We start from the raw sequence: 24,651 nt of genomic DNA, 5'->3' as shown, positions 1-24,651 counted from the left end.
GGTAGATTGTCAGCAGCCTGTTAGAATGCGCCCATGAACGACGACCACCTGTTTCAGAAGCTCACCGCCGAGCCAGACGTACTCAGCGTCAGCCAATTGAATGCCCGCGCCAGACAACTGCTGGAAGATGTCTTTCCGCGTATCTGGGTCGAGGGCGAGCTGTCCAACCTGTCGCGGCCCAGCTCCGGCCACATGTACTTCACGCTGAAGGACGACCGCGCGCAGATTCGTTGCGCCCTGTTCCGCCAGCACGCCGCCCGCGTGCGCCTGGCGATGCGCGACGGCCAGCAGATTCGCGCCCGCGGCCGGGTCAGCCTGTATGAGGGCCGTGGCGATTATCAGTTGATTGTCGACAGCGTCGAGACCGCCGGTGACGGCGCGCTACGCCAGGCCTTTGAGGCGCTCAAGGCCAAGCTGCAGAGCGAGGGCCTGTTTGCCGCCGAGCGCAAGCAGCCGCTGCCCGAACACCCGACCCGCATCGGTGTAATCACCTCGCCCAGCGGTGCAGCAGTACGCGACATCATCAGCGTGTTCGGCCGCCGCGCGCCCTTTATCGAGCTGGTCATCGTGCCGGCCGCCGTGCAGGGCCGCGAGGCCGCGCCGCAGCTGGTGCAGGCGCTGGAGCGGGCCGACCGCGCCAGCTTTGACGCCATCATCCTCAGCCGTGGTGGCGGCTCGCTGGAAGATCTGTGGCCGTTCAACGAAGAGATGGTCGCCCGCGCACTGGCCGCCTGCCGCACCCCTACCATCAGCGCGGTGGGCCATGAAACCGATATCTCGATCAGTGATTTTGTCGCCGACGTGCGTGCCCCTACCCCGTCAGCGGCGGCAGAACTGCTGAGCCCGGACCGCCAGGCGCTGCTGCGCCAGGTCGAGCAATTGCAGCGCCGCTTGCAGCAACGACTGGCCGAGCGCCTGAGCCGCGCCCGCCTGCAACTCGATGGCCTGCGCCGCCGCCTGCGCCACCCGGGCGAGCGGCTGAGCCAGCAGGCCCAGCGCCTGGACGAAATGGAACTGCGCCTGCGCCGGGCGCTGGAAACCCGCCTGCGCCAGCGCAACGAGCGCCTGCAACACCTGCAGACCCGACTGGCGACGCAGCACCCGGGGCGCCGCCTGCAGCGCCTGCAGGAACAATGGCAGCAACTGGATCAGCGCCTGCCGCGCGCCATGCAGCAACAGCTCAAGCAGCAACACACGCGCCTGCAACAGCAAGTACAGGCCCTGCATCTGATGAGCCCGCTGGCCACCCTGGGGCGTGGCTACAGCATTCTGCTGGACCAGCACGGCAAGGCGGTGCGCAGCGCCGGCGACACCCGCCCCGGGCAGCGCCTGAACGTGCGCCTGCAAGACGGCACGCTGGCGGTAGAGGTCATAAAAGACGAACCCCACACCCTGTCACTGCTGGATTAACCATGCACATACATCGACTGCGCCGCCCACTGGCGGCCCTGCTGCTGGCGGCGTTCAGCCTGCCGGCATTGGCCGACGGTTTCATCACCCGCCTGCTCGACAAACCGGTACCCGGCGGAGTGGCCGTGGTAGCCCTGCCCGAACAGGCCGAAGCGCCACGGGCCACCTATCAGGGCAAACCGCTGCTGACCATCCGCGAAGATGGCCAACGCTGGATCGCCATCGTCGGACTGGGCCTGGATACCGCTACCGGCCAGCAGCACATCACACTGGAAGACGGCAGCCAATTGAGCTTTACCGTCAATCCACGCGAGTACGACCAGCAGCACATCACCCTGCGCAACCAGAGCCAGGTCAACCCGGCGCCAGCCCAGCTGGCACGCATCCAGCGGGAACTGAAAGAACAGACCGACGCCTACGCGCAGTTCAGCCCGCGCCAGCCCAGCAACCTGTTGTTTGACCGCCCCGTCCCGGGCCGCCAGTCCAGCCCCTTTGGTGTGCGTCGGTTCTTCAATGGCGAGGAACGCAACCCGCACTCGGGCCTCGACTTTGCCGCCAGTACCGGCACACCAATCAAGGCACCCGCGGCAGGCAAGGTGATTCTGGTGGGAGATTACTTCTTCAACGGCAAAACGGTATTCGTCGACCACGGCCAGGGGCTGATCAGCATGTTCTGCCACCTGTCAGCCATTGACGTGGCCGTGGGTCAGGAAATCCCCCGCGGCGGCGTTCTCGGCAAGGTGGGTTCTACCGGCCGCGCTACCGGCCCGCACCTGCACTGGAATGTCAGCCTGAATGGCAGCCGCATTGATCCGGCCATCTTCATTGGTACCTTTGAGCCTTGACAGCCAGCCTGAAATCGCCGCGCAAACATCTGGCAGAAATCCCGAAGAGCAGGCAATAAAAACCAACATTTATCGCCCAAGAAGTGATTTCTGCCAATTTTTTTCATCTTGTTGCAAGCATAAACCACAGCCATTACCTTCTACTGCAACTAGCTCCTTATTTGTTACTGCCTTTGGCCTTCACAAGAGGCCAACCAGCCCAGGGAAACCCAAACCATGAGCATGCTCAAAGATCCGTCCAGCAAGTATCGTGCGTTCCAGCCGATCGACATTCCTGACCGCCAGTGGCCCAGCCGCACCATCACCGAAGTCCCGGTGTGGTGCAGCTCCGACCTGCGTGATGGCAACCAGTCCCTGATCGAGCCGATGGACCCGGTGCGCAAGCTGCGTTTCTTCAAGACGCTGGTGGCCGTGGGCCTGAAGCAGATCGAGGTCGCCTTCCCGTCTGCCTCACAGACCGATTTCGACTTTGTGCGCACCCTGATCGAAGATGGCCACATCCCCGATGACGTCACCATTCAGGTGTTGACCCAGGCCCGTGCCGACCTGATCGAGCGCACCTTCGAGTCCGTGCGTGGCGCCAAGAAAGCGATCATCCACGTTTACAACGCGACCGCACCCAGCTTCCGCCGCATTGTGTTCAAGCAGGACAAGCAGGGCGTAACCGATATCGCCGTCAACGCCGCCAAGCTGATCAAGAAGCTGGCCGCCAAGCAGCCGGAAACCCAGTGGACCTTCCAGTACTCACCGGAGATCTTCACCTCCACCGAGCTGGACTTTGCCGTTCAGGTCTGTGACGCCGTACTGGATGTCTGGCAGCCGACTCCGGAGAACAAGGTCATCCTCAACCTGCCGGCCACTGTCGAAGTGTCCACCCCGAACATCTACGCCGATCAGATCGAGTGGTTCTGCCGTCACATCAGCCGCCGCGACAGCGTGCTGGTCAGCCTGCACACCCACAACGACCGTGGCACCGGCGTGGCCGCGACCGAACTGGGCCTGATGGCCGGTGCCGATCGCGTCGAGGGCTGCCTGTTCGGCAACGGCGAGCGCACCGGCAACGTTGATCTGGTCAACGTGGCACTGAACATGTACACCCAGGGCCTGCACCCGGGGCTGGACTTTTCCGATATCGACGCCGTGCGCAAGGTGGTCGAGGAGTGCAACCAGTTGCCGGTGCATCCGCGTCACCCGTACGTGGGCGATCTGGTTCACACCGCCTTCTCCGGCTCGCACCAGGATGCGATTCGCAAGGGCTTCAGCCAACAGGACCCGAACGGCGTCTGGGAAGTGCCCTACCTGCCGATTGACCCGGCGGACATTGGTCGCAGCTACGAGGCGGTCATCCGCGTCAACAGCCAGTCGGGCAAGGGTGGCATCACCTACCTGCTGGAGCAGGAGTACGGTATCAGCCTGCCGCGCCGCATGCAGATCGAGTTCAGCCAGGTGGTACAGGGCGAAACCGACCGCCTGGGTCTGGAGCTGACCGCCGCGCAGATCCACGGCTTGCTGGAGAAGGAATACGTACAGGCGACCAGCCCTTATGCACTGATCCGCCACCGTCTGCAGGAAGAGAACGGCACCAGTGCCGTCGACGTGGAAGTGCTCAACAAGGGCGAGACCCTGCACTGGCGCGGCCTGGGCAAAGGCCCGCTGGAAGCACTGGTCGCCGGCTTGCCGGTCAAGGTAGAGATTATGGACTACCACGAGCACGCGATTGGCTCGGGCAGCAATGCCAAGGCGGCCGCCTATGTGGAGATTCGCCTCGACAACGGTCGTCCGCTGCACGGCATCGGCATTGACGAAAACCTCACCACCGCCAGCTTCCGCGCCCTGTTCAGCGCACTCAACCGCGCGCTGCGTCAGGCCGAAGCACAAGCCGCCTGAGCCTTAAGGAAGCGCTGATTAATTCCGCATGCCCTCTGAACTGGCAGCGCCTTGCTGCCAGTGACCTCTACCCCAGGCGCACATCGCCGCCAGTACCGGCTGCAAGCTGGCACCGTGCTCGGTGATCCGGTATTCGACCCGCGGCGGCACCTCGGCAAACACCGTCCGACTGACCACACCGTCGCGCTCCAGCTCGCGCAGCGTCTGGGTCAGCATCTTCTCGGTAATCCCCGGCACCAACCGCTTGAGCTCGGAAAACCGCTGCGGCCCCTGAATGATGTGGTAGGCCAGCACCGATTTCCACTTGCCGCCAATGACGTCCAGCGTAACTTCTATCGGTGTGGCGTAAACCTTGCCGTCGCGCTCCAGGCGCTTGCTCGCGGCGATACGCAGTTGCTCTTCGGTCATCAATGGTTACCTCAGGGTAAGTGACTGCGCAAATCGTACGTACTTGTTAAAAAGATTGCCACCCCCATAATGTCCGGCATTGGCAATTCGCCGATGACAGAATCCGGGAGACATCCATGCCCAGCACCACCCTGTTTCAACCTGCCCGCCTGGGCAGCCTAGACCTGCCCAACCGTGTTGTAATGGCCCCGCTGACCCGTCAGCGCGCAGCCCAGCCCGGCAACCTGCCGCAGGCACTGAACGTGGAGTACTACACCCAGCGCGCCAACGCCGGCCTGATCATCAGTGAAGGCGTACAGATCAGCCCCGAGGCGCAAGGCTATGCCTGGACGCCCGGCATCCACAGCGCAGAGCAGATCGACGGCTGGAAGGCCGTGACCGAGTCGGTACACAACGCCGGCGGCCGGATATTCCTGCAGCTGTGGCACGTTGGCCGCATCTCGCACACCCTGATCCAGCCCAACGGTCAGGCACCGGTCGCCCCCTCTGCCATTGTCGCCAAAGCGGACGTCTACGTGCAGGAACCGGACGGCAGCCATCACAAGGCAGCCGCCTCCACCCCCCGCGCGCTGGAAACCGCCGAGCTGCCTCAGGTGGTGGAAACCTACGCACAAGCCACCCGCAACGCACTGCAGGCCGGATTTGACGGCGTTGAAATTCACGCTGCCAACGGCTACCTGCTGGACCAGTTCCTCTGCTCAAACAGCAACCAGCGCAGCGACAACTACGGCGGCAGCGTCGAAAACCGCGCCCGCCTGGTACTGGAGGTCGTTGACGCCGTGGTGGCAGCCGCAGGCGACGCCGGTATCGTCGGCATTCGCATCTCGCCCCTCGGTACCTTTAATGGTGTTGAAGACGCCAACCCGCTGGAGACATTCAGCTACCTGCTGGGCAAGCTGAACAGCCGTGGTCTGGCCTATGTACACGTGAACAAGCCCGACTGGGCCGGCGGCAGCTACGAAGGCTTCGACGAGTTGCTGGCGGCGCTGCGCAAGGTCTACAAGGGCGACTTTATCCTTGCCGGCGGACTGGACGGTGACAGTGCCGCCGAGGCACTGGACAGCGGCCTGGCGCAATTTGCCGCCTTTGGTCGCCCCTACATTGCCAACCCTGATCTGGTGGCCCGCCTGCAGGCCGGCGCACCGTTGAATCAGGTCAACCCGCGCACCCTGTACGGCGGCGGCGCCGAGGGCTACACCGACTACCCGACCATGGATGCCTGAAGAGTGCAACTGCACGGGGATGGGCACGCAGCGCGCGCACCTTACGGACGCGACATGTTGCGTCCCTGCGAGCGCAACGACCTCCCCCACCTGCAGAGCAAATAGATGCCTGAATAGCAGACACAAAAAAAGCCGGCATGATGCCGGCTTTTTTGTGTGAGCAGGATCAGCGCTTGTCCCTGCCCTTTTTCTTCATCTTCTTGTTGTGGCTCATCAACCGGCGTTTCTTGTTCACCTGACGCTCGGTCAGCGTGTTCTTTCGGTCGGCATAGGGGTTGTCGCTGCCCTTGTACTCGACCCGAATCGGCGTGCCCTTGAGCTTGAGCACCTTGCGGAAGGTATTTTCCAGATAGCGCGTGTAGGAACGCGGTACAGAATCGACCTGGTTGCCGTGCACCACGATGATCGGCGGGTTGGAGCCACCCAGGTGCGCATAACGCAGCTTGATCCGGCGGCCGTTGACCATCGGCGGCTGGTGCTCGGTCACGGCATCTTCCAGAATTTCGGTCATGCGGCGGGTCGGAATCTTGGTCATGGCGGCGGTATAAGCCTGATCAACCGACTTGTAGAGCAAGCCCACGCCACTGCCGTGCAACGCTGAAATGAAATGGAGGTCGGCAAACTGGGCAAAGATCAGCCGGCGCTCCAGCTCGGTCTTGACGAAGTCCTTTTCTTCCTGCGCCATGCCGTCCCACTTGTTGACGGCAATCACCAGCGCCCGGCCCGCTTCCAGCACAAAGCCCAGCAGGTGAAGATCCTGCTCGACGATGCCTTCACGGGCATCGATCACAAAGACCACCACGTTGGCATCCTGAATGGCCTGCAGGGTCTTGATCACCGAGAACTTTTCGATCGCCTCAAACACCTTGCCACGACGACGAACACCGGCGGTGTCGATCAGCGTGTAGGGCTTGTCATGACGCTCGTAGGGAATGTAGATGCTGTCGCGGGTGGTACCGGCCTGATCAAACACCACAACCCGGTCTTCACCCAGCATGCGGTTGACCAGCGTGGACTTGCCCACGTTGGGGCGGCCGATAATCGCGATCTTGGTACCGATGGGCTCAACGACGCGCCCCTCTTCACCGGTCACCTGCAAGCTCTCGTCGTTGAGCACCGCATCCAGCATCGGATTGATATTGCGCCCGTGCGCAGCAGCAATACCCAGCGGCTGCCCCAGCCCCAGGGTGGCAAACTCACCCAGAATGGCGTCCGGGTCAGCCCCATCAATCTTGTTGGCAATCAGATAGGTGTGCTTGTTGCGCTTGCGCAGGTGCGCGGCAATCTGCTCATCGCCAGCAGTGCGACCAGCACGCGCGTCGACCAGAAACAGCACGGCATCGGCCTCTTCGATGGCCTGCAGGGATTGCCCGGCCATCATCAGATCCAGGCCTTCCTCGTCGCCACTGATACCACCGGTATCGACCACGATATAAGGCTTGCCCTGCCATACGGCCTCACCGTACTGGCGGTCACGGGTCAACCCGGAGACGTCGGCAACAATGGCGTCGCGACTCTTGGTCAGACGGTTGAACAACGTGGATTTGCCGACATTCGGCCGCCCCACCAGGGCGATGACAGGAACCATGATTACTCCGCGCACATCTGCTGTGCAGAAAAAACAAAACGGCCGTTACACCTGACTGTGTAACGGCCGGGAAAGTATAACCGCTTTTCGGCTTACTTCAGCTTGTAGGCAGCCAGGTCGCCACTGTTGCCATAGACAAACAGCAGGTCACCCACGGTGAGCGGGGCAGCACGCAGGCCGTCGCCGTCTACCCGAACACGCCCGGCCATACGGCCGTCGGTCTGCGCCAACAGGTGCAGGTAACCTTCATAGTCACCCACCGCAACAAAGTTGCTGAAGGCGACCGGGGCCGTGAGTTGGCGCCGGGCCAGTGCCTCGGTGCTCCACAGCTCGGTCGCACTGCCGGCATCCAGCGCCTGCACGGTGCCATCGGCTTCGCTGATGTAGACACTGCCGAAGCCAGCGCCAGGACCGGTGTAACTGGAGGCAGCATGCTGCCAGAGCGGACGACCGGACTGGGCATCCAGCGCGGCCACGTTGCCCTGGTAGGACACCACGTACAGGGTCTGATCATCCAGCAGCAGGCGACCGTCGATATCGACCATACGCTCCAGCTCGGAACGCCCTGTGGGCTGCGCTATACGCTGCTCCCACATCGGGATACCCGTCTCGGCGGACAACGCCACAACCTTGCCACTGGCCAGACCCGCGAACACCTGACGAACATCAACCAGCGGCTCGCTGTGGCCGCGCACGGTCAGAACCGGCAGAGTCGATTCGTAGATCCAGCGGCGTTCGCCGTTGCTGATATCCAGCGCAACCAGCTTGTCATCCTGGGTCTGCACCACCACGACATCACCGTTGGTCTGCGGAGCGGCCAGCACCTCGCTGGACACCTGGGCGCGCCATTTTTCGCTGCCGTCGGCTTCATCCAGGGTAATCACCTGACCATCCAGGGTACCGACCAGCACCAGGCCACCACCCGCGCCAACGGCACCCGACAGCGGCTCTTTAAGTTTGACTTCCCACTTTTCCTTGCCGGTCTCGCGCTCCAGGGCTACCACACGCCCCTTGGCGTCGGCAGCGTAAAGCGTCAGGCCGTCCAGCGCGGGGGTCAGGTTGTTATACAGGTCGCCCTGACCAACCCCAATGTTGCGCTTCCAGATGCGGTCCAGCTCGACCTCGGCATCAAATTTCTCCAGTTCGGCCGGCGGCAGCTCCTTCTTGTTGGAGCTGCACCCCACCATAATGGCCGCGGACAGACCAAGGATCAGACAACGAGACAACATCTTCACTAGGCTTCCTCCGCCAGATCATCAAGCTTCAATTGCAGTTGCGGACGTGCAGAGGCGTCAGTCAACGCATCTACCGCGGCCTGATAGGCGGCGCGCGCCTCGTCGTTGCGGCCCAGACTGACCAGCAAATCACCACGCACCTCTTCGCGGCTGGCGGTCAACTCGGCGCCACTGACCGGAGAGCTGAACAGCTCGAGTCCTTCTTCCGCGCGATCCTGCTGGGCCAGAATGCGGGCCAGACGCTGGCGAGCAATTTCCTGCAGGGCCACATCGTCTGTGCTGTCGAGCAGCTCACGCAGGCTCTGTTCGGCCACCGGGAAGTCCCGCGCCTCAACGGCCAGACGCGCCTGCATCAGCGCGGCAAAATCAGCGTAACGGGTGTGGTCAAATTCATCGCGCAGCTGCGCGGCCAACTCGGCAGCACGGGCACGGGACGCTTCGGTATCGCTTGCCAGCACCGCTTCCATCATCGATTGATAGAGAGTGGAGGCGTTCTGCGCCTGGGTGGTTTCGTAGTTCTGCCAGGCATTCCAGCCAAACACACCAGCCAATGCCAGAGCAACACCGGTCAGCAGCGGTGCGCCATGGCGCTGCCAGAGCTCTCGCAGTTTTTCTACCTGTTCTTCTTCTGTGTCGTAAGCCACGCAATGCTCCTTAGCGGTACCGGGAACGGATCATGCCGTTCAGATAATCTCTGCAAGCCGAGCCGGCAATGCCTGCCAGCTCAGGTTTTCCTGTTCTGCGCCGCTGCGCAGCGGCTTGAGGCCGATCTGCTCGGCGCTCACCTCATCTTCACCCAGCACCAGCGCGAACAATGCGCCGGACTTGTCGGCCTTCTTGAACTGGCTCTTGAAGCTGCCGCCACCGGCGTGCACCACCAGACGCAGCTCGGGCAGCGCGTCTCGCAGTTGTTCGGCCAGACGCAGGCCAGCCAGTTCGGCAGCCTCCCCTAGAGTGACGAGGTAGACATCAACCTGACGGGCCAGTTCAGCCGGCACCTGCTCGAGGGTCTCGATCAGCAGCAGCAGTCGCTCCATCCCCATGGCGAAGCCAACCGCCGGGGCGGGCTTGCCGCCGAGCTGAGCAACCAGACCATCGTAACGACCACCGGCACAGACAGTGCCCTGGGCGCCCAGCTGATCGGTGACCCATTCGAACACCGTCAGACCGTAGTAGTCCAGCCCACGCACCAGGCGCGGATTGATTTCATAGGGAATGCCAACGGCGTCGAGCAGCTTGCGCAAGCCGGCGAAGTGCGCACGCGCTTCATCATTCAGGTAGTCGGCCAGCTTGGGGGCCTCAACCAGCAGCGCCTGAGTATCCGGGTTCTTGCTGTCGAGGATACGCAGCGGGTTGCTGGCCAGGCGACGCTGGCTGTCTTCGTCCAGCTGATCGAAGCGGGCCTGCAGATACGCCACCAGATCGTCACGGTAGCGTGCGCGGTCTTCCGAACTGCCCAGGCTGTTGAGCTCCAGCTTGACCGCGCCACTGATACCCAGGCGTTGCCACAGCCGCCAGGACAGCACGATCAGCTCGGCATCCACATCCGGGCCGGCGAAGTTGAAGGTCTCCACGCCAATCTGATGAAACTGGCGGTAGCGCCCCTTCTGTGGCCGCTCGTGCCGGAACATCGGGCCGGTGTACCACACCTTGTGGCCCACGCCGCCACCCAGCAGACCGTGCTGCAGCATGGCGCGCACGCAACCGGCGGTGCCTTCCGGGCGCAGGGTCAGGGAGTCGCCGTTGCGATCGTCAAAGGTGTACATCTCCTTCTCGACGATGTCGGTCACCTCGCCGATCGAGCGCTTGAACAGCTCGGTCGGCTCGACGATAGGCAGGCGGATCTGCTGGTAGCCGTAGCCCGCCAGCAGGTCGGCTACGGTGCGCTCCAGATACTGCCAGAGCGCGCTGTCGGCGGGCAGGATGTCGTTCATGCCGCGCACGGCTTGCAGGGTCTTCAAAGTCGCTTTCCTAGTTACTGGGTCGCTTAGCCGCGGGCGATGGTATTGGCTTCCGCCGCCTGCTTGGCTGCGACCTTGTCTCGAATCATTTTTTCCAGCCGGTCGACCAATTCCAGATTATCCACCTTCTGGTCCGGCTTGCCGTCCTGATAGATCAGGTTGTTCGGGGTGCCGCCGGTCAGGCCGATATCGGCCTCCTTGGCTTCGCCCGGGCCATTAACTACGCAGCCAATCACGGCAACATCCATGGGGGTCAGCACATCCTCAAGCCGCGTCTCAAGCTCGTTCATGGTCTTGACCACATCAAAGTTCTGCCGCGAGCAGCTCGGGCAGGCGATGAAGTTGATACCACGCGAGCGCAGTCGCAGGGACTTGAGGATATCGAAGCCGACCCGAATCTCCTCGACCGGGTCAGCGGCCAGCGAAATCCGGATGGTGTCGCCAATGCCCTCAGCCAGCAGCATGCCCAGCCCGACCGCAGACTTCACCGTGCCAGAGCGCAGGCCACCGGCTTCGGTGATACCCAGATGCAGTGGTTGCTCGATTTGCGTAGCCAGCAGGCGATACGCATCGACGGCCATAAACACGTCGGATGCCTTTACGCTGACCTTGAAGTCCTGAAAGTCCAGTCGATCCAGATGCTCGACGTGGCGCATGGCCGACTCGACCAGCGCAGCCGGCGTGGGCTCGCCGTACTTTTTCTGCAGATCCTTTTCCAGCGACCCGGCGTTGACGCCAATGCGGATCGGAATGCCGTTGTGGCGCGCCGCATCGACTACCGCCTTGACGCGATCTTCTCGGCCGATGTTGCCCGGGTTGATGCGCAGACAGTCGACACCCAGATCGGCCACCCGCAGGGCGATCTTGTAGTCAAAGTGAATATCCGCGACCAGGGCAATACCCACCTGCTTGCGGATTTCACCAAAAGCCTCGGCTGCCTCCATACTCGGCACCGAGACCCGCACGATATCGGCGCCCACCTCTTCCAGGCGCCGTATCTGGGCCACGGTGGCGGCGACGTCGCAGGTTTCGGTGTTGGTCATGCTCTGTACCGAGATTGGCGCATCACCGCCAACCAGAACCGAACCGACCTTGATCTGCCGGGAAACGCGCCGTTTGACGGGCGACTGATGCTGCATAACTGACTGACCTCCTACTCGCCCAGGCGCATGCGGACAACGCCCGAACGCCCCTGCGGCGGCAGTGTGACGGAATGTCCTTGGAAACGAATCGCGGTGACCGCGCTGCGATCGCCAATAACCAGATCGAGCGCCCCGGACGGCGGCAACTCAAGCGTCTGCCCTTCACGCATCAAGGCGCTGTGCAGCACGCGGCCGTCCGCAGCAGACACCTGGACCCAGCAGTCAGCAGCAACGCTCAGGACCAGGCCAGCGCTGCTGGCCGGAGCGGCCGATTCAGTGGACGCAGCGCCGGCTGCCGCAACCTCGGCAGCGTCGTTTTCAACGTCCTGCGAGGCGGCTGCTTGAGCCGGCGCGTCATTGTTTGCGGCGGCCGGCGCGTCGCTCGGCTCAGCCTCACCTTCGGTCGAAGTGCCCGCGGACTCAGCGGGCAGCAGATCGGCGGGTACGCCGTCGGTTTGCTCCGCGATGGATTCGGGCAAGGTAATCGCATCAACCTCAACATCGTCCAGCAAGGTCTGCGAGTCCAGCTCGTCCAGCTCAGGCAGTGGAGCAAGCGCCGGCTGACTGGTTTCGTACCACCACAGTGCAGACAACACCAACGCCACGACAATCAACACCGAACTCCACCACATCAAGGTCCGGCCACTGCGGCTCGGCGGCTCAACGCGGGTGATGCTGCTGACGCTGCGCTCACGCACCTCGATACCGCGCTCACGGTCGAAGGCTAGCGCCAGACGCGCCGGATCCATCCCCATGAGACGCGCGTAACTGCGAATGTAGCCACGCGCAAAGGTATCGCCGGGCAGGCTGTCATACTGCCCCTGCTCCAGACGCTCTACCGCCTGGCGGGAAATCTTGAGTTCCTGCGCCACCTCGGCAACAGACATGCCGCGCGCCTCACGCGCCTCACGCAGTGTTTGCCCGGGGCTACCCAAGGAACCAGTTTCTGCCATGCCTGCCATTGCATCATGACGCTCGGAACTCATGACTATTCGGACTCCACAAGCGCTTTCGCTTCGGGACTGTTGGGATAAAGGCGTTTGAGTTGCAGGCCGTAGCTGACAGCGCTGCTGTGATCTTCAAATCGACGGGCCAGACGCACGCCAAGCCACAGGCTGGCGGCGTTTTGAGTGGACAGCTGGTCGAAGCGGCGATAATGGTTCCACGCCGGGACAAACTCGCCAGCATCAAACTCCAATTGTGCCAGTTCAAACAATGCCCGCGGCTGGCGGCCGTTCAGCCGCAGCGAGCGCTCCAGATTCTCGCGCGCCGAGGCGGCATCGCCCATGCGCATGTAGGTGATACCCATATTCTCAAACACACGCGAACGCTCGCTGTACAGGGTATCTTCCGCCGCCTTCTGGAAATAGCTCAGCGCCTCGGCATAACGCTCGCGATCCAGCAGAAAGGCGCCGTAGTTGTTGAGAATACGGGCATTGGCAGGGTCGGCCGAGAGTGCTGCGCGAAAATGCTGCTCGGCAGCGGGATACTCTCCCTCCTGCTGAAACACCAGCGCCAGCACCATATTGGCCGATGCCGAGCGCGGATCAAGTTTGAGGGCTTCGCTCAGCGGCTGCTTGGCACGTTCGGTTTCGCCCTTTTGCAGATAGCCTATGCCCAGCTGGATGTAGGCATCACGCGCCGCCTCAGGGTCAACCTTGCGGGGCTTGTCTCCCGTCGTGACACAGCCTGCCAGCAGCAGGCTGAGTAGCAGGATCGCGGCGCTTGGCTTGCTCATGTCAACATCCTTTCCGGCTTGAGTGTTTAACCCGCGTTGCGCTGATTGCGCTCGCTCGCGTCAGTGGCATCGGCCGCCAGCTGGCGCACCGCAATGTAGCGCTCGCTGCGTCGGGTGCGGTCCATCACCTGCCCCACCAGCTGACCGCAGGCGGCATCGATGTCTTCACCGCGCGTTGTACGCACAGTGACGTTATAACCGGCGTTGTGCAACAGGTCCTGGAAACGGCGAATGGCATTGTTGCTGGGTCGCTCGTAACCGGAATGCGGGAAGGGGTTGAAGGGGATGAGGTTGATCTTGCACGGGATATCGCGCAGCAGCTCGATCATCTCGGCGGCGTGCTCGGGCTGGTCATTGACGCCCTTGAGCAGGGTGTACTCGACGGTCAGCGAACGCTTTTCGCCAAGCCCGGCGATGTAGCTCTTGCAGGCCGGCAGCAATACTTCCAGCGGATACTTCTTGTTCAGCGGCACCAGCTGATTGCGCAGCGCGTTGTTCGGCGCGTGCAGCGACAGCGCCAGGGCAACATCCATATCCTCGGCCAGCTTGTTGATCATCGGCACCACGCCCGAGGTGGACAGCGTCACCTTGCGCTTGGAAATACCGTAGCCCAGGTCATCCATCATCAACGTCATGGCATCCACAACGTTGTCGTAATTCAGTAGCGGCTCACCCATGCCCATCATCACCACGTTGGTGACGGCACGGTCGGCGGTTGCCGGAATAGAACCGAAGGACTTGCTGGCAATCCACACCTGGCCAATGATCTCGGCCACGGTCAGATCGCTGTTGAAGCCCTGCTTGCCGGTCGAGCAGAAGCTGCAATCCAGTGCACAACCCGCCTGGGAGGAGACACACAGGGTGCCGCGTCCGTTTTGCGGAATGTACACGGTCTCGACGCAACTGCCCGAGGCGACCCGGACGACCCACTTGCGTGTGCCGTCGCGGGAGATATCTTCGCTGACAACCTCGGGGCCACGAATCTCGGCATTGGCCTTGAGCTTTTCGCGCAGAGCCTTGCCGATATTGGTCATGTCATCGAAGTTGTCCACGCCATAGTGATGCATCCATTTCATGACCTGGCCGGCACGAAAACGCTTCTCTCCCAATCCCTCGAAGAAAGCTTCCAGTTTCTGCTGTGTCAGACCCAGCAGATTGGTCTTGCTGGTGGTATCGGTCATGGCGATCACATCACTCGGCTGAGAGAACCAGACCCGGCCTTAGCGCGGGCAGAGTTCGGTTTCGGCGAAGAAGTAAGCCACTTCACGGGCAGCGGAAGTGGTGGAGTCGGAACCGTGCACGGCGTTGGCATCGATGGACTCGGCGAAGTCGGCGCGGATGGTACCGGCAGCGGCTTCCTTCGGGTTGGTAGCGCCCATCAGGTCACGGTTCTTCAGTACCGCGCCTTCACCTTCCAGCACTTGTACAACAACCGGGCCAGAGGTCATGAAGCCAACCAGATCCTTGAAGAAGGGACGCTCTTTGTGCTCGGCGTAGAAGCCTTCGGCATCGGCCTGGGACAGCTGAACCATCTTGGCTGCGACAACGCGCAGACCAGCCTGCTCAAAACGGGTCAGAATCTCGCCAATGACGTTCTTGGCAACGGCATCGGGCTTGATGATGGACAGGGTGCGTTCAACGGCCATAAAACTCTCCAGACAGATAGTTACAGAATGAAATTACAAAAGATGGTTAACCTGCGGATTATACGCAGGTTAAAGACAAATAGATAACAGCAGCATAGCTGACGGCGGACCGTCAGCTTGCACGCAGGCGCGGCACCACCTGACAGATGACCTGGGCGGCGCGCTGCACGTCTTCCAGGCTGGTATAACGCCCCAACGACAGACGAATGGAGCTATGGGCCAACTCATCGCTCAGGCCGATGCCGCGCAGCACGTACGACGGCTCGACGGCGGCCGAGGTACAGGCCGACCCGCTGGACAGCGCCAGCTCCTTGAGCGACAGCAGCAGCAGCTCGCCATCCACACCGGCGAAGGCCAGATTGAGATTATGCGGTACGCGTAACTCGGCACTGCCATTAAGGCTAACCCCATCAAGCCCCTCCAGCCCTGCAAGCAGCGCATCACGCAGCTCCGTGATACGTGCGCTCTCCTGCTCGCGCACCTGGCCGGCCAGCTCGAACGCAGCGCCGATACCAACGAGCTGATGGGTTGCCAGCGTACCCGAGCGCAACCCACGCTCGTGGCCGCCACCGTGAATCTGCGCCTGCGGCCGCGGCATCAGGCCGCGCCGCACAAACAGCGCACCCACCCCCTTGGGACCGTAGGTCTTATGAGCGCTAAAGGACATCAGATCGACCGGCAGGGTCTTCAGGTCAATCGGCAACTTGCCGGTCGACTGCGCCGCATCGACATGAAACACGGCACCAGCGCCCTGAGCCAGCTCGCCCAGCGCGCGAATATCGTTGATCGTGCCAATCTCGTTGTTCACGTGCATCAGCGAGACCAGCACCGTGTCCTCGCGCAGCGCTGAGCGCAACTGCTCGGGCGCAATTACGCCGCTGGCGTCAGCCTGCAGCCAGGTGACCTCGCACCCCTCTTGCTCCAACTGCTTGAAACAGTCGAGCACCGCCTTGTGCTCGATAGTCGAGGTGACCAGATGACGGCCGCGCGCGCTGAGCGCATGAGCCATGCCCTTGATGGCCAGATTGTTCGACTCGGTGGCACCGGAGGTCCAGACAATCTCGCGCGGGTCTGCACCCACCAGATCCGCCACCTGACGACGGGCATTCTCTGCCGCCTCCTCGGCCTTCCAGCCGTAGACGTGCGAGCGCGAAGCCGGGTTGGCAAAGTTGCCGTCCATGGTCAGGCAGGCAATCATCTTCTCGGCTACCGCCGGATCAACCGGCGTGGTCGCCGCATAATCCAGATAAATAGGCTGTTTCATATCACCTCAGGCCTTACTGTCGCTGGCAGCGTCCACTTCAACCAACGGTTGCGACTCATCCTTCAGCAACTCGAAATCCTCGCCACCCAGGGTTGGCAACTCTTTGGCGCAGTAGTCACTGCCCAGCTCGCTGAGCGCCTTGCACATGCCCTCCAGTCGGCTGTCCACCGCATGCATATGGTCGAGCATCTGACCGATGGCACGAGCCACCGGATCCGGCATGTCGCGACTCACACCATAGGCATCAAAGCCCAGCTTCTCGGCCATCGCCTCACGCTTGACCTGCTGCTCTGTCTTGGCCTCAGGCTCCGGCTCTTTGGGAATAATCCGCCCCGGAATACCGACCGCCGTGGCACCAGCCGGCACCGCCTTGGTGACCACCGCGTTGGAGCCGATCTTGGCACCCGCTCCGACCGTGAAAGGCCCAAGCACCTTGGCACCGGCGCCCACGACCACACCGTCTTCCAGCGTTGGGTGACGTTTACCCTGATCCCAGCTCGTGCCACCCAGGGTTACGCCCTGATAGAGCGTGACATCGTCGCCGATTTCGGTGGTTTCACCGATCACCACACCAAAGCCGTGGTCGATAAAAAAGCGGCGACCGATCTGGGCGCCAGGGTGAATTTCGATCCCGGTCAGCCAACGCGCCAGGTGCGAGACCATACGCGCCAGCAAAAAGGCACGGCGCACCCACAGCGCATGCGCCACACGGTGTAGCCAGACCGCATGCAAGCCGGGATAGCAGGTCAGCACTTCCAGCGTGTTGCGCGCGGCAGGGTCACGGTGGAATACGCTGGCGATATCTTCTTTCATCCGAGCAAACATGGTCAGGATCTCCGCTCACCGGCCGCTTTTACGCCGATGGCTTTTTGGGTTTCGGTCAAGATGCCACGCAGGATGTTCATTTCCATCCGATTAAGGTGCACCCGCCCGTAGAGGCGACGCAAACGCGGCAACAGCTGCCGTGGTTTCTGAGGGTCATGGAAGCCGATTTCAACCAGCACCTGCTCCAGATGCTGATAAAACTGCTCCAACTCCCCCGCCGTCGCCGGAATTTCATTAAAGACCGCCGTGGTCTCGACCTTGTGCATCTTGGTCGGTGCGCCCTCGCGCTGCAGCCCCTGCATGCGCAGCTCATAAGCCAGCACCTGCACCGCCGCAGCCAGATTCAGTGAGCTGAAATCAGGCATGGAAGGAATATGTACGTGATACTGACAGCGCTGCAGTTCGTCACTGGTCAGCCCCGAGTCCTCGCGACCGAAGACCAGCGCAATCTGCGCCTCGGGCAGCGCCGACTGATCCAGCACCAGATCCGCCGCCTCACGCGGGTCAACCACGGGCCAGGGGATACGGCGATCTCGCGCACTAGTACCCATGACCAAGGTGCAGTCGGCAATAGCCTCATCCAGGGTCGCGACAATCCGCGCATTACTCAGCAGATCATCCGCGCCCGATGCGCGAGAGTTGGCGTCAGGGTCCGGAAAGCGCACCGGATCGACCAGCACCAGCTGATTCAACCCCATATTCTTCATGGCCCTGGCGGCGCCGCCAATGTTGCCGGGATGACTGGTGTTGACCAACACCACACGCACGTTATTAAGCAAAGCGGACCCTTCACGCCAGAAAATGGACCCTGCATCTTACAAAAGCCTTGCTGCGATAGCCATGATCCATTTCTGTTCACCTACACTTCTGCTACAATTTCCGGCTTTTCATCATTCCCCCGACAGAGACATAGCCCTATGCAGCCCATGCTGAATATCGCCCTGCGTGCCGCGCGCAGCGCAGGAGAGCTCATTTACCGTTCCATGGAACGCCTTGATGTGCTCACCGTGGACGAAAAGGACGCGCGCGATTATGTGTCGGAAGTGGATCGCGCCGCCGAGCAAGCCATCATCAGCCAACTGCGCAAGGCCTACCCTGACCACAGCATCCAGGCGGAGGAAAGCGGCTTCCAACCTGGCCAAGGCGACGGCGCCGACACCGTCTGGATCATTGACCCACTGGACGGCACCACCAACTTCATTCGCGGCGTCCCGCACTTTGCTGTCAGCATCGCCTGCCGCGTAAAAGGTCGCACTGAGCACGCCGTGGTGCTGGACCCGATCCGTCAGGAAGAATTCACCGCCAGCCGCGGCCGCGGTGCTGCGCTGAACGGTCGCCGCCTGCGCGTCAGCACCCGCAAGACCCTGGACGGCGCGCTGCTGGGCACCGGCTTCCCGTTCCGCGCCAACCAGATTGACTCACTGGACAACTACCTGGGCATGTTCCGCAGCCTGGTCGGCCAGACCGCCGGTATCCGCCGGGCCGGCGCCGCCAGCCTCGATCTGGCCTACGTGGCCGCAGGCCGTTTTGACGCCTTCTGGGAATTCGGCCTGGCCGAGTGGGATATGGCCGCCGGCGCCCTGCTGATTCAGGAAGCAGGCGGTCTGTGCAGCGACTTCAACGGTGGCCACCAGTTCCTGGAGAAGGGCCAGATCGTTGCCGGCAACCCCAAATGCTTCAAGGCCGTGCTGACCGCCATCCAGCCGCACCTGACGCCCAGCATGAAGATGTAAATAGACAAGCTACAAGCTGTAAGCCTCAAGCGGCAAGCTGGCCGTACGGGGCAGAACAAAGAGGCCCACATCCTGACCGGTGTGGGCCTTTTTTTGAGCTGCAAGCTACAAGCCGCAAGCTTCAAGCCACCCAGAAAAGCAAAAACCCGCGCCGGATTCAGTTCCGGCACGGGTTTTCTTGCAGCTTGCAGCTTGCAGCTGCGCAGGCAACGCCTGCGCTCAGGGCCTTTCGTCGACCGCCTCTTCCACCTGCGGCGGGATCAGGTCTTCGCGGGTGAGCTTCATCGTCACCAGCAGGCCGCCAGCCACATAGATGGACGAGTAGGTGCCCACACCCACGCCGATCAACAGCGCGGTCGCGAAGCCATGGATATTCTCGCCACCAAACCAGAACAGCGCCAGCAGCACCAGAATGGTCGAGAACGAGGTTGCCAGCGTCCGCCCCAGGGTCTGGGTGGTAGAGACGTTGATGATCTCCACCAGATCGGTGTGCCGCATCGCCCGGATATTCTCGCGAACACGATCAAACACCACGATAGTGTCGTTCAACGAGTAACCAATCACCGCCAGCAGGGCTGCCAGTACGGTCAAGTCGAAGGACAAACCGAAGAAGGCAAAGAACCCCAGGGTGAAGATCACGTCGTGCACCAGAGCCAGAATGGCCGCGACTGCAAACTTCATCTGAAAGCGCAGGGACACATAAAGCAGAATGCCGCCAATGGCCAGCAGCATGCCCAGGCCGCCCTGGTCACGCAGCTCCTCGCCGACCTGCGGCCCGATAAACTCGACTCGCTTGACCACGACCTCGCCACCTTCGGCGCGCTTGACCATGTCCGCCACCTGATTACCCAGATTCGGGTCATCACTGGGCAACCGGATCAGCACATCGGTGGAAGCGCCAAAGTTCTGCACAACCGCGTCGTCCCAGCCGTTTTCACGCAGGGTAAGACGAATATCTTCCAGGTCAGCCGCTTCACTGTAGTTAAGCTCAACCAGCGCACCGCCGGTGAAGTCCAAGCCCAGATTCAGCTGCTTGACGACCAGACTGCCCAGCGAGGCAATCATCAGCACGACAGCTACGCCAAAGAAGAACTTGCGCAGGCCGAGGAAATTGATAGTTCTATTGATGTTCATTACGTATTCCTCAGAGCCACAGCTTCTTCACATCGCGACCGCCGACGGCCAGGTTGACCATGGCGCGGGTCACCATAATGGCACTGAACATCGAGGTCACGATCCCCAGCGACAGGGTGACGGCAAAGCCCTTGATCGGCCCCGAGCCCATGGCGAACAGAATCACACCCACCAGCAGGGTCGTCAGGTTGCCGTCGACAATCGCCGAGAAGGCCTTGTCGAAACCTTCGTGCACCGCACGTTGGGGCGACATGCCGTTAAATATCTCTTCCCTGATACGCGAGAAGATCAGCACGTTGGCGTCGACCGCCATACCCAGCGTCAGCACGATACCGGCGATACCCGGCAGCGTGAGGGTAGCCCCCAACATGGACATCAACGCAATCAGCAGGATCAGGTTGAAGCTCAAGGCGATGCTGGCAAACACACCAAAGGCGCGGTAGATGATGATCATGAACACCAGCACGGCGATAAAGCCGACCTGGGTCGCGGTCACACCCTTGGCAATGTTTTCTGCCCCCAGGCTCGGGCCGATGGTGCGCTCTTCGACAAAGTGCATGGGCGCCGCCAGACCACCGGCACGCAGCAGCAGCGCCAGTTCGGAAGACTCGGCCGGCGAATCCAGACCGGTAATGCGGAACTGGGTACCCAGCGCGCTCTGAATGGTCGCCAGACTGATGATCGACTTCTCTTCGACAAAGGCCGGAACCTCGACCTCCTGCATCACGCCATCAACCTCTTCGGTAACCGTACGGCTGATCTGACGCTGCTCGATAAACAGCACCGCCATGCCGCGCCCAATGTTGCTGCGCGTGGCGCGGTTCATCAGCTCGCCGCCGTGACTGTCGAGGTTGATGTTGACCTGCGGGCGACCGTTTTCGTCGTAGTTGGCTTGCGCATCGGTAACCTGGTCACCGGTAATGATGATGCTGCGCTCGACGTCTGCGACGCGTCCTTCGCCGCTACGGAAGGGAAAGGACTCGGTGGTCGCACGGGGCGCGTCCGGCTCGGCGGCCAGACGAAACTCCAGGTTGGCGGTCTTGCCCAGTACGCGCTTGGCCTCGGCAGTGTCCTGCACGCCCGGCAACTCGACCACGATGCGATCGGCACCCTGACGCTGCACCAGCGGCTCGGCCACACCCAATTCGTTAACCCGGTTGCGTACGGTGGTCAGGTTCTGGTTCACCGCGTAATCGCGAATGGCGGCAATCTCCGCCTCGGTCAGCGTCAGCTGCAGAACGTATTGCTCCTGACGCTCGGCAGTTTCCAGCGTGAACTGATTGTACTGCCGGGTAATCAGGCGGCGCGCCTCGCTGCGCTGATCTTCATCAGCAAAGCCAAACTGCAGGGTGTTGCCCTGGGTTGGCAGACTGCGATAGCGCAGGCCCTCGGTACGCATCAGGCCGCGAATCTCGCTCTGGTAGACGTTAACCCGCGACTCAATGGCCTTATCCATGTCCACCTGCAGCAGGAAGTGCACACCACCGGACAAGTCCAGGCCCAGCGTCATTGGACCAGCACCGATATTGCTCAGCCACTCGGGCGTGGTCGGCGCCAGATTCTGCGCCACCACATAATCGCGCCCCAGCGCGTCGCGCACCACATCCTGCGCCTTCAGCTGATCAGCGCGATTGACCAGACGCACCAGGCCTGAGCGGCCATTGGTGCCGAGCTCCGTGCCTTTGGTCGGCAGGTTGGCGGCGGCCAGCGCCTGCTCGATACGGTCGAGATCGGACTGCTGGATTTCCAGCGTGGAGCTGGCGCCGGAAATCTGAATGGCCGGATCATCCGGATACAGGTTGGGCATTGCATAGATCAGGCCCAGCGCCAGCACGGCCACGATCAGCAGGTATTTCCAGAGGGGGTAACGATTGAGCATATCAGGGCCTGAAGCAGTCCGGGCGCCTGATCGGCGCCCGGAACGGAGGTCTACGAGGGGATTAGATGGCTTTCAGCGTGCCTTTGGGCAGCACGGCCACGATCGAGCCTTTCTGGAACTTCAGTTCCTGGCTGTCGCCGACTTCCAGTACCACGAACTCGTCGGTCACCTTTTTCACTTTACCCAGGATGCCACCGCCGGTTACCACTTCATCACCTGTGGACAGACCGGCCAGCAGATTCTTGTGCTCCTTGGCGCGCTTGGCCTGCGGGCGCCAGATCATCAGATAGAAGATGACCACGAAGCCGATCAGAAAAATCCACTCGAAACCGGAACCCGCCGGTGCGGCTCCGCCTGCTGACTGTGCCATGGCGGCGGGGATGAAAAAGCTCATGTGACGCTCCTGTTATTGAACTGCGAAAAATCGGTTATGGGGGCGCTTCGGACACTATTCAAGCGCCGGGCTGCGCTGATCACATCCGCGGACGCTCAGGGCTCCAGCGGCGGTACCGGCCGGCCCAGTTTGGCGTAGAAGTTATCCACAAAGGCGCTCAATGTACCCTGTTGGATGGCACCGCGCAAACCTGCCATAAGCCGCTGATAATGCCGCAGGTTATGGATGGTATTGAGCATGCTGCCCAGCATTTCGCCGCACTTGTCCAGGTGATGCAGATAGGCGCGGGAGAAGTGCTGGCAGGTATAGCAATCGCATGCGGGGTCCAGCGGCGACTCGTCATGGCGGTGCACCGCGTTGCGAATCTTGATCACGCCCGCCTCGGTGAACAGATGCCCGTTGCGCGCATTGCGGCTGGGCATCACGCAATCGAACATGTCCACGCCGCGACGCACACCTTCCACCAGGTCTTCGGGCTTGCCTACTCCCATCAGGTAACGAGGTTTTTCCGGCGGCATGTGGCCGGGCAGAAAATCCAGTACGCGGATCATTTCTTCCTTCGGCTCGCCGACCGACAGACCGCCAATGGCCAGACCGTCAAAACCGATCTCGCTCAGCCCTTCGAGCGAGCGCAGACGCAACTCTTCGTGCATGCCGCCCTGGATAATGCCGAACAGTGCCGAGGGATTGTCACCATGCGCCTGCTTGGAACGTTTGGCCCAGCGCAGCGACAGCTCCATGGAGCGGCGCGCGGTATCGACGTCAGCGGGGTACGGCGTGCATTCGTCAAAGATCATCACGATGTCCGACCCCAACGCGCGCTGGACCTGCATCGACTCTTCCGGCCCCATGAACACCTTGGCACCGTCAACCGGCGAGGAGAAGTACACCCCCTCCTCCTTGATCTTGCGCATGGCGCCAAGGCTAAACACCTGAAAGCCGCCAGAGTCAGTCAAAATCGGCCCCTGCCACTGCATGAAGTCATGCAGGTCGCCGTGCTTGCTGATCACCTCGGTACCCGGGCGCAGCCACAGATGAAAGGTGTTACCGAGGATGATTTGCGCGCCAATGGCCTCGATGTCACGCGGCAACATACCCTTGACCGTGCCGTAAGTGCCCACCGGCATAAACGCCGGGGTTTCCACCACCCCGCGCGGAAAGGTCAGACGCCCGCGGCGCGCCTTGCCATCGGTGGCAAGCAGTTCAAAGGACATATGACTCATGACGATACCTCAGGGCCGGTCGGGGCCGGGTTGCGGGTGATGAACATGGCATCACCGTAGCTGAAAAAACGGTACTTCTCGGCCACGGCAGCGCGGTAGGCGGCCATGGTTTCCGGGTAACCGGCAAAGGCCGACACCAGCATCAGCAGCGTCGACTCGGGCAAATGGAAATTGGTGACCAGCGCATCCACCACATGGAACGGCCGACCGGGGTACAGAAAGATGTCGGTATCGCCACTGAAGGGCTTGAGCTCACCGTCGCGCGCTGCCGACTCGAGCGAGCGCACGCTGGTGGTGCCCACGGCAATCACTCGCCCGCCCCGCGCCTTGCAGGCCTCGACCGCCGCCACCACCTCAGGCGAGACCTCCAGCCACTCCTGATGCATGACATGGTCTTCAATCTTCTCGACGCGCACCGGCTGAAAGGTACCGGCGCCAACGTGCAGGGTCACCTCGGCGGTTTCCACACCCAGCCCGGCGATGGCGTCGAGCAGCGGCTGATCAAAGTGCAGGCCGGCAGTGGGCGCTGCCACCGCGCCTTCGCGCTTGGCATAAACCGTCTGATAGCGCTCTCGGTCGGCATCCTCATCAGGACGATCGATATAGGGCGGCAGCGGCATATGACCAACGCGCTGCAGCAGCGGCAGCACCGGCTCGGCAAAGCGCAGCTCGAACAAGGCATCATGCCGGGCGACCATCTCGGCCTCGGCGCCGCCATCAATCACAATCTGGCTGCCGGGCTTGGGCGACTTGCTGGAACGAATATGCGCCAGCACCCGATATTCATCCAGCACCCGCTCGACCAAGACTTCCAGCGCGCCGCCCGTGGCCTTGCGACCAAACAACCGCGCCGGAATGACCCGCGTATTGTTGAACACCATCAGGTCACCCGGGCGCAGGTATTCCAGCAGGTCCACGAACAGACGGTGTTCAAGCGTGCCGCTTGGCCCGTCCAGACACAGCAAACGGCTGCCACGCCGCTCGGCCAGCGGGTGGCGGGCGATCAGGTCGTCGGGCAGCTCAAAATCAAAATCACTGAGGCGCATGCGGCAAGCGGATCCGAAATGGCAGAAAAAAGGGCCGCTATAGTAGCGGAAAACCACCACATTCGCGATC

The 24,651-nt window shown here is 61.9% G+C and carries 23 protein-coding genes; 5 read left to right on the top strand and 18 right to left on the bottom strand.

Going from position 1 to position 24,651, the window contains the following annotated elements:
• Positions 1–33 precede the first annotated feature (33 nt).
• From xseA to leuA, 3 genes are all read left to right on the top strand, one after another.
• Positions 34–1,410 (top strand): exodeoxyribonuclease VII large subunit, encoded by a 1,377-nt coding sequence (gene xseA / locus CNQ84_RS05805; protein WP_096003957.1) that lies wholly within the window; start codon positions 34–36, stop codon positions 1,408–1,410.
• Between the two features lie 2 nt (positions 1,411–1,412).
• Positions 1,413–2,255 carry a peptidoglycan DD-metalloendopeptidase family protein gene (locus CNQ84_RS05800; protein ID WP_096003956.1) on the top strand — a complete coding sequence of 281 codons (843 nt, stop codon included), beginning with the start codon at positions 1,413–1,415 and terminating at the stop codon, positions 2,253–2,255.
• 216 nt (positions 2,256–2,471) lie between these two features.
• On the top strand, positions 2,472–4,142 hold the full coding sequence (leuA, locus tag CNQ84_RS05795) for a 2-isopropylmalate synthase (protein WP_096003955.1): 1,671 nt from the start codon (positions 2,472–2,474) through the stop codon (positions 4,140–4,142).
• A gap of 18 nt (positions 4,143–4,160) precedes the next feature.
• On the opposite strand, the gene CNQ84_RS05790 is transcribed toward leuA, so the two are convergent.
• A complete protein-coding gene (locus CNQ84_RS05790; protein WP_096003954.1) occupies positions 4,161–4,550 on the bottom strand; it encodes a winged helix-turn-helix transcriptional regulator in 390 nt (129 codons plus the stop codon).
• 116 nt (positions 4,551–4,666) lie between these two features.
• Between CNQ84_RS05790 and CNQ84_RS05785 the strand changes: the two genes are divergently transcribed.
• Positions 4,667–5,773, top strand: coding sequence for an alkene reductase (locus CNQ84_RS05785; RefSeq protein ID WP_096003953.1), 1,107 nt, complete (start codon positions 4,667–4,669; stop codon positions 5,771–5,773).
• 166 nt (positions 5,774–5,939) lie between these two features.
• Here CNQ84_RS05785 and der read toward each other — a convergent pair whose 3' ends face one another.
• The 12 genes from der to CNQ84_RS05725 all read right to left on the bottom strand — a co-directional run bounded on the left by der (position 5,940) and on the right by CNQ84_RS05725 (position 17,951).
• Positions 5,940–7,361 (bottom strand): ribosome biogenesis GTPase Der, encoded by a 1,422-nt coding sequence (gene der, locus CNQ84_RS05780; RefSeq protein WP_096003952.1) that lies wholly within the window; start codon positions 7,359–7,361, stop codon positions 5,940–5,942.
• A 92-nt stretch (positions 7,362–7,453) separates the two neighbouring features.
• On the bottom strand, positions 7,454–8,590 hold the full coding sequence (bamB, locus tag CNQ84_RS05775) for an outer membrane protein assembly factor BamB (protein WP_096004042.1): 1,137 nt from the start codon (positions 8,588–8,590) through the stop codon (positions 7,454–7,456).
• A 5-nt stretch (positions 8,591–8,595) separates the two neighbouring features.
• Positions 8,596–9,240, bottom strand: a complete 645-nt coding sequence (locus CNQ84_RS05770) for a YfgM family protein (protein WP_096003951.1) — start codon at positions 9,238–9,240, stop codon at positions 8,596–8,598.
• 39 nt (positions 9,241–9,279) lie between these two features.
• Entirely contained in the window at positions 9,280–10,557 is a 1,278-nt protein-coding gene (gene hisS, locus CNQ84_RS05765) for a histidine--tRNA ligase (RefSeq protein ID WP_268877905.1), read from the bottom strand.
• A 26-nt stretch (positions 10,558–10,583) separates the two neighbouring features.
• On the bottom strand, positions 10,584–11,696 hold the full coding sequence (ispG, locus tag CNQ84_RS05760; protein WP_096003950.1) for a flavodoxin-dependent (E)-4-hydroxy-3-methylbut-2-enyl-diphosphate synthase: 1,113 nt from the start codon (positions 11,694–11,696) through the stop codon (positions 10,584–10,586).
• A gap of 14 nt (positions 11,697–11,710) precedes the next feature.
• The gene (locus CNQ84_RS05755) at positions 11,711–12,685 is read right to left on the bottom strand and encodes a helix-turn-helix domain-containing protein (protein ID WP_096003949.1); all 975 of its coding nucleotides are present in this window, start codon (positions 12,683–12,685) and stop codon (positions 11,711–11,713) included.
• Between the two features lie 2 nt (positions 12,686–12,687).
• Complete coding sequence (gene pilW / locus CNQ84_RS05750) at positions 12,688–13,437, bottom strand: type IV pilus biogenesis/stability protein PilW (protein WP_096003948.1); 750 nt, start codon at positions 13,435–13,437, stop codon at positions 12,688–12,690.
• A 26-nt stretch (positions 13,438–13,463) separates the two neighbouring features.
• Complete coding sequence (gene rlmN / locus CNQ84_RS05745; protein WP_096004040.1) at positions 13,464–14,618, bottom strand: dual-specificity RNA methyltransferase RlmN; 1,155 nt, start codon at positions 14,616–14,618, stop codon at positions 13,464–13,466.
• A gap of 39 nt (positions 14,619–14,657) precedes the next feature.
• Positions 14,658–15,083, bottom strand: coding sequence for a nucleoside-diphosphate kinase (gene ndk, locus CNQ84_RS05740; RefSeq protein ID WP_096003947.1), 426 nt, complete (start codon positions 15,081–15,083; stop codon positions 14,658–14,660).
• 112 nt (positions 15,084–15,195) lie between these two features.
• Complete coding sequence (locus CNQ84_RS05735; protein WP_096003946.1) at positions 15,196–16,347, bottom strand: IscS subfamily cysteine desulfurase; 1,152 nt, start codon at positions 16,345–16,347, stop codon at positions 15,196–15,198.
• A 6-nt stretch (positions 16,348–16,353) separates the two neighbouring features.
• Positions 16,354–17,172: a serine O-acetyltransferase gene (gene cysE, locus CNQ84_RS05730; RefSeq protein ID WP_096003945.1), complete on the bottom strand. Its 819-nt coding sequence runs from the start codon at positions 17,170–17,172 to the stop codon at positions 16,354–16,356.
• Between the two features lie 2 nt (positions 17,173–17,174).
• A complete protein-coding gene (locus CNQ84_RS05725; protein WP_096003944.1) occupies positions 17,175–17,951 on the bottom strand; it encodes an RNA methyltransferase in 777 nt (258 codons plus the stop codon).
• A 138-nt stretch (positions 17,952–18,089) separates the two neighbouring features.
• On the opposite strand from CNQ84_RS05725, the gene suhB reads away from it, so the two are divergent.
• Positions 18,090–18,905, top strand: coding sequence for a type III secretion system regulator SuhB (gene suhB, locus CNQ84_RS05720; RefSeq protein ID WP_096003943.1), 816 nt, complete (start codon positions 18,090–18,092; stop codon positions 18,903–18,905).
• 219 nt (positions 18,906–19,124) lie between these two features.
• On the opposite strand, the gene secF is transcribed toward suhB, so the two are convergent.
• From secF to queA, 5 genes are all read right to left on the bottom strand, one after another.
• Positions 19,125–20,039, bottom strand: coding sequence for a protein translocase subunit SecF (gene secF / locus CNQ84_RS05715; protein ID WP_096003942.1), 915 nt, complete (start codon positions 20,037–20,039; stop codon positions 19,125–19,127).
• A gap of 10 nt (positions 20,040–20,049) precedes the next feature.
• Positions 20,050–21,918 carry a protein translocase subunit SecD gene (secD, locus tag CNQ84_RS05710; RefSeq protein WP_096003941.1) on the bottom strand — a complete coding sequence of 623 codons (1,869 nt, stop codon included), beginning with the start codon at positions 21,916–21,918 and terminating at the stop codon, positions 20,050–20,052.
• Positions 21,919–21,979: 61 nt separating this feature from the next.
• Positions 21,980–22,312 (bottom strand): preprotein translocase subunit YajC, encoded by a 333-nt coding sequence (gene yajC, locus CNQ84_RS05705; RefSeq protein WP_083727541.1) that lies wholly within the window; start codon positions 22,310–22,312, stop codon positions 21,980–21,982.
• 95 nt (positions 22,313–22,407) lie between these two features.
• On the bottom strand, positions 22,408–23,526 hold the full coding sequence (gene tgt / locus CNQ84_RS05700) for a tRNA guanosine(34) transglycosylase Tgt (protein ID WP_165771233.1): 1,119 nt from the start codon (positions 23,524–23,526) through the stop codon (positions 22,408–22,410).
• Between the two features lie 5 nt (positions 23,527–23,531).
• Positions 23,532–24,581, bottom strand: coding sequence for a tRNA preQ1(34) S-adenosylmethionine ribosyltransferase-isomerase QueA (queA, locus tag CNQ84_RS05695; RefSeq protein WP_096003940.1), 1,050 nt, complete (start codon positions 24,579–24,581; stop codon positions 23,532–23,534).
• Positions 24,582–24,651: the final 70 nt, after the last annotated feature.

This window comes from Pseudomonas abyssi, assembly GCF_002307495.1.
GTDB classification, from domain to species: Bacteria; Pseudomonadota; Gammaproteobacteria; order Pseudomonadales; family Pseudomonadaceae; genus Halopseudomonas; species Halopseudomonas abyssi.
This window is presented reverse-complemented; position numbering and strand designations above follow the sequence as displayed.

What these genes read in the sequence shown, in the direction of transcription:
- leuA (WP_096003955.1), top strand. Translation starts at nt 2,472, where the DNA reads ATGAGCATGCTCAAAGATCCGTCCAGCAAGTATCGTGCGTTCCAGCCG.
- CNQ84_RS05755 (WP_096003949.1), bottom strand. Translation starts at nt 12,685, where the DNA reads ATGAGTTCCGAGCGTCATGATGCAATGGCAGGCATGGCAGAAACTGGT.
- queA (WP_096003940.1), bottom strand. Translation starts at nt 24,581, where the DNA reads ATGCGCCTCAGTGATTTTGATTTTGAGCTGCCCGACGACCTGATCGCC.
- secF (WP_096003942.1), bottom strand. Translation starts at nt 20,039, where the DNA reads ATGAACATCAATAGAACTATCAATTTCCTCGGCCTGCGCAAGTTCTTC.
- bamB (WP_096004042.1), bottom strand. Translation starts at nt 8,590, where the DNA reads ATGTTGTCTCGTTGTCTGATCCTTGGTCTGTCCGCGGCCATTATGGTG.
- cysE (WP_096003945.1), bottom strand. Translation starts at nt 17,172, where the DNA reads ATGTTTGCTCGGATGAAAGAAGATATCGCCAGCGTATTCCACCGTGAC.
- suhB (WP_096003943.1), top strand. Translation starts at nt 18,090, where the DNA reads ATGCAGCCCATGCTGAATATCGCCCTGCGTGCCGCGCGCAGCGCAGGA.
- xseA (WP_096003957.1), top strand. Translation starts at nt 34, where the DNA reads ATGAACGACGACCACCTGTTTCAGAAGCTCACCGCCGAGCCAGACGTA.
- pilW (WP_096003948.1), bottom strand. Translation starts at nt 13,437, where the DNA reads ATGAGCAAGCCAAGCGCCGCGATCCTGCTACTCAGCCTGCTGCTGGCA.
- ispG (WP_096003950.1), bottom strand. Translation starts at nt 11,696, where the DNA reads ATGCAGCATCAGTCGCCCGTCAAACGGCGCGTTTCCCGGCAGATCAAG.
- CNQ84_RS05735 (WP_096003946.1), bottom strand. Translation starts at nt 16,347, where the DNA reads ATGAAACAGCCTATTTATCTGGATTATGCGGCGACCACGCCGGTTGAT.
- tgt (WP_165771233.1), bottom strand. Translation starts at nt 23,526, where the DNA reads ATGTCCTTTGAACTGCTTGCCACCGATGGCAAGGCGCGCCGCGGGCGT.
- rlmN (WP_096004040.1), bottom strand. Translation starts at nt 14,618, where the DNA reads ATGACCGATACCACCAGCAAGACCAATCTGCTGGGTCTGACACAGCAG.
- ndk (WP_096003947.1), bottom strand. Translation starts at nt 15,083, where the DNA reads ATGGCCGTTGAACGCACCCTGTCCATCATCAAGCCCGATGCCGTTGCC.
- CNQ84_RS05800 (WP_096003956.1), top strand. Translation starts at nt 1,413, where the DNA reads ATGCACATACATCGACTGCGCCGCCCACTGGCGGCCCTGCTGCTGGCG.
- CNQ84_RS05785 (WP_096003953.1), top strand. Translation starts at nt 4,667, where the DNA reads ATGCCCAGCACCACCCTGTTTCAACCTGCCCGCCTGGGCAGCCTAGAC.
- der (WP_096003952.1), bottom strand. Translation starts at nt 7,361, where the DNA reads ATGGTTCCTGTCATCGCCCTGGTGGGGCGGCCGAATGTCGGCAAATCC.
- secD (WP_096003941.1), bottom strand. Translation starts at nt 21,918, where the DNA reads ATGCTCAATCGTTACCCCCTCTGGAAATACCTGCTGATCGTGGCCGTG.
- yajC (WP_083727541.1), bottom strand. Translation starts at nt 22,312, where the DNA reads ATGAGCTTTTTCATCCCCGCCGCCATGGCACAGTCAGCAGGCGGAGCC.
- CNQ84_RS05790 (WP_096003954.1), bottom strand. Translation starts at nt 4,550, where the DNA reads ATGACCGAAGAGCAACTGCGTATCGCCGCGAGCAAGCGCCTGGAGCGC.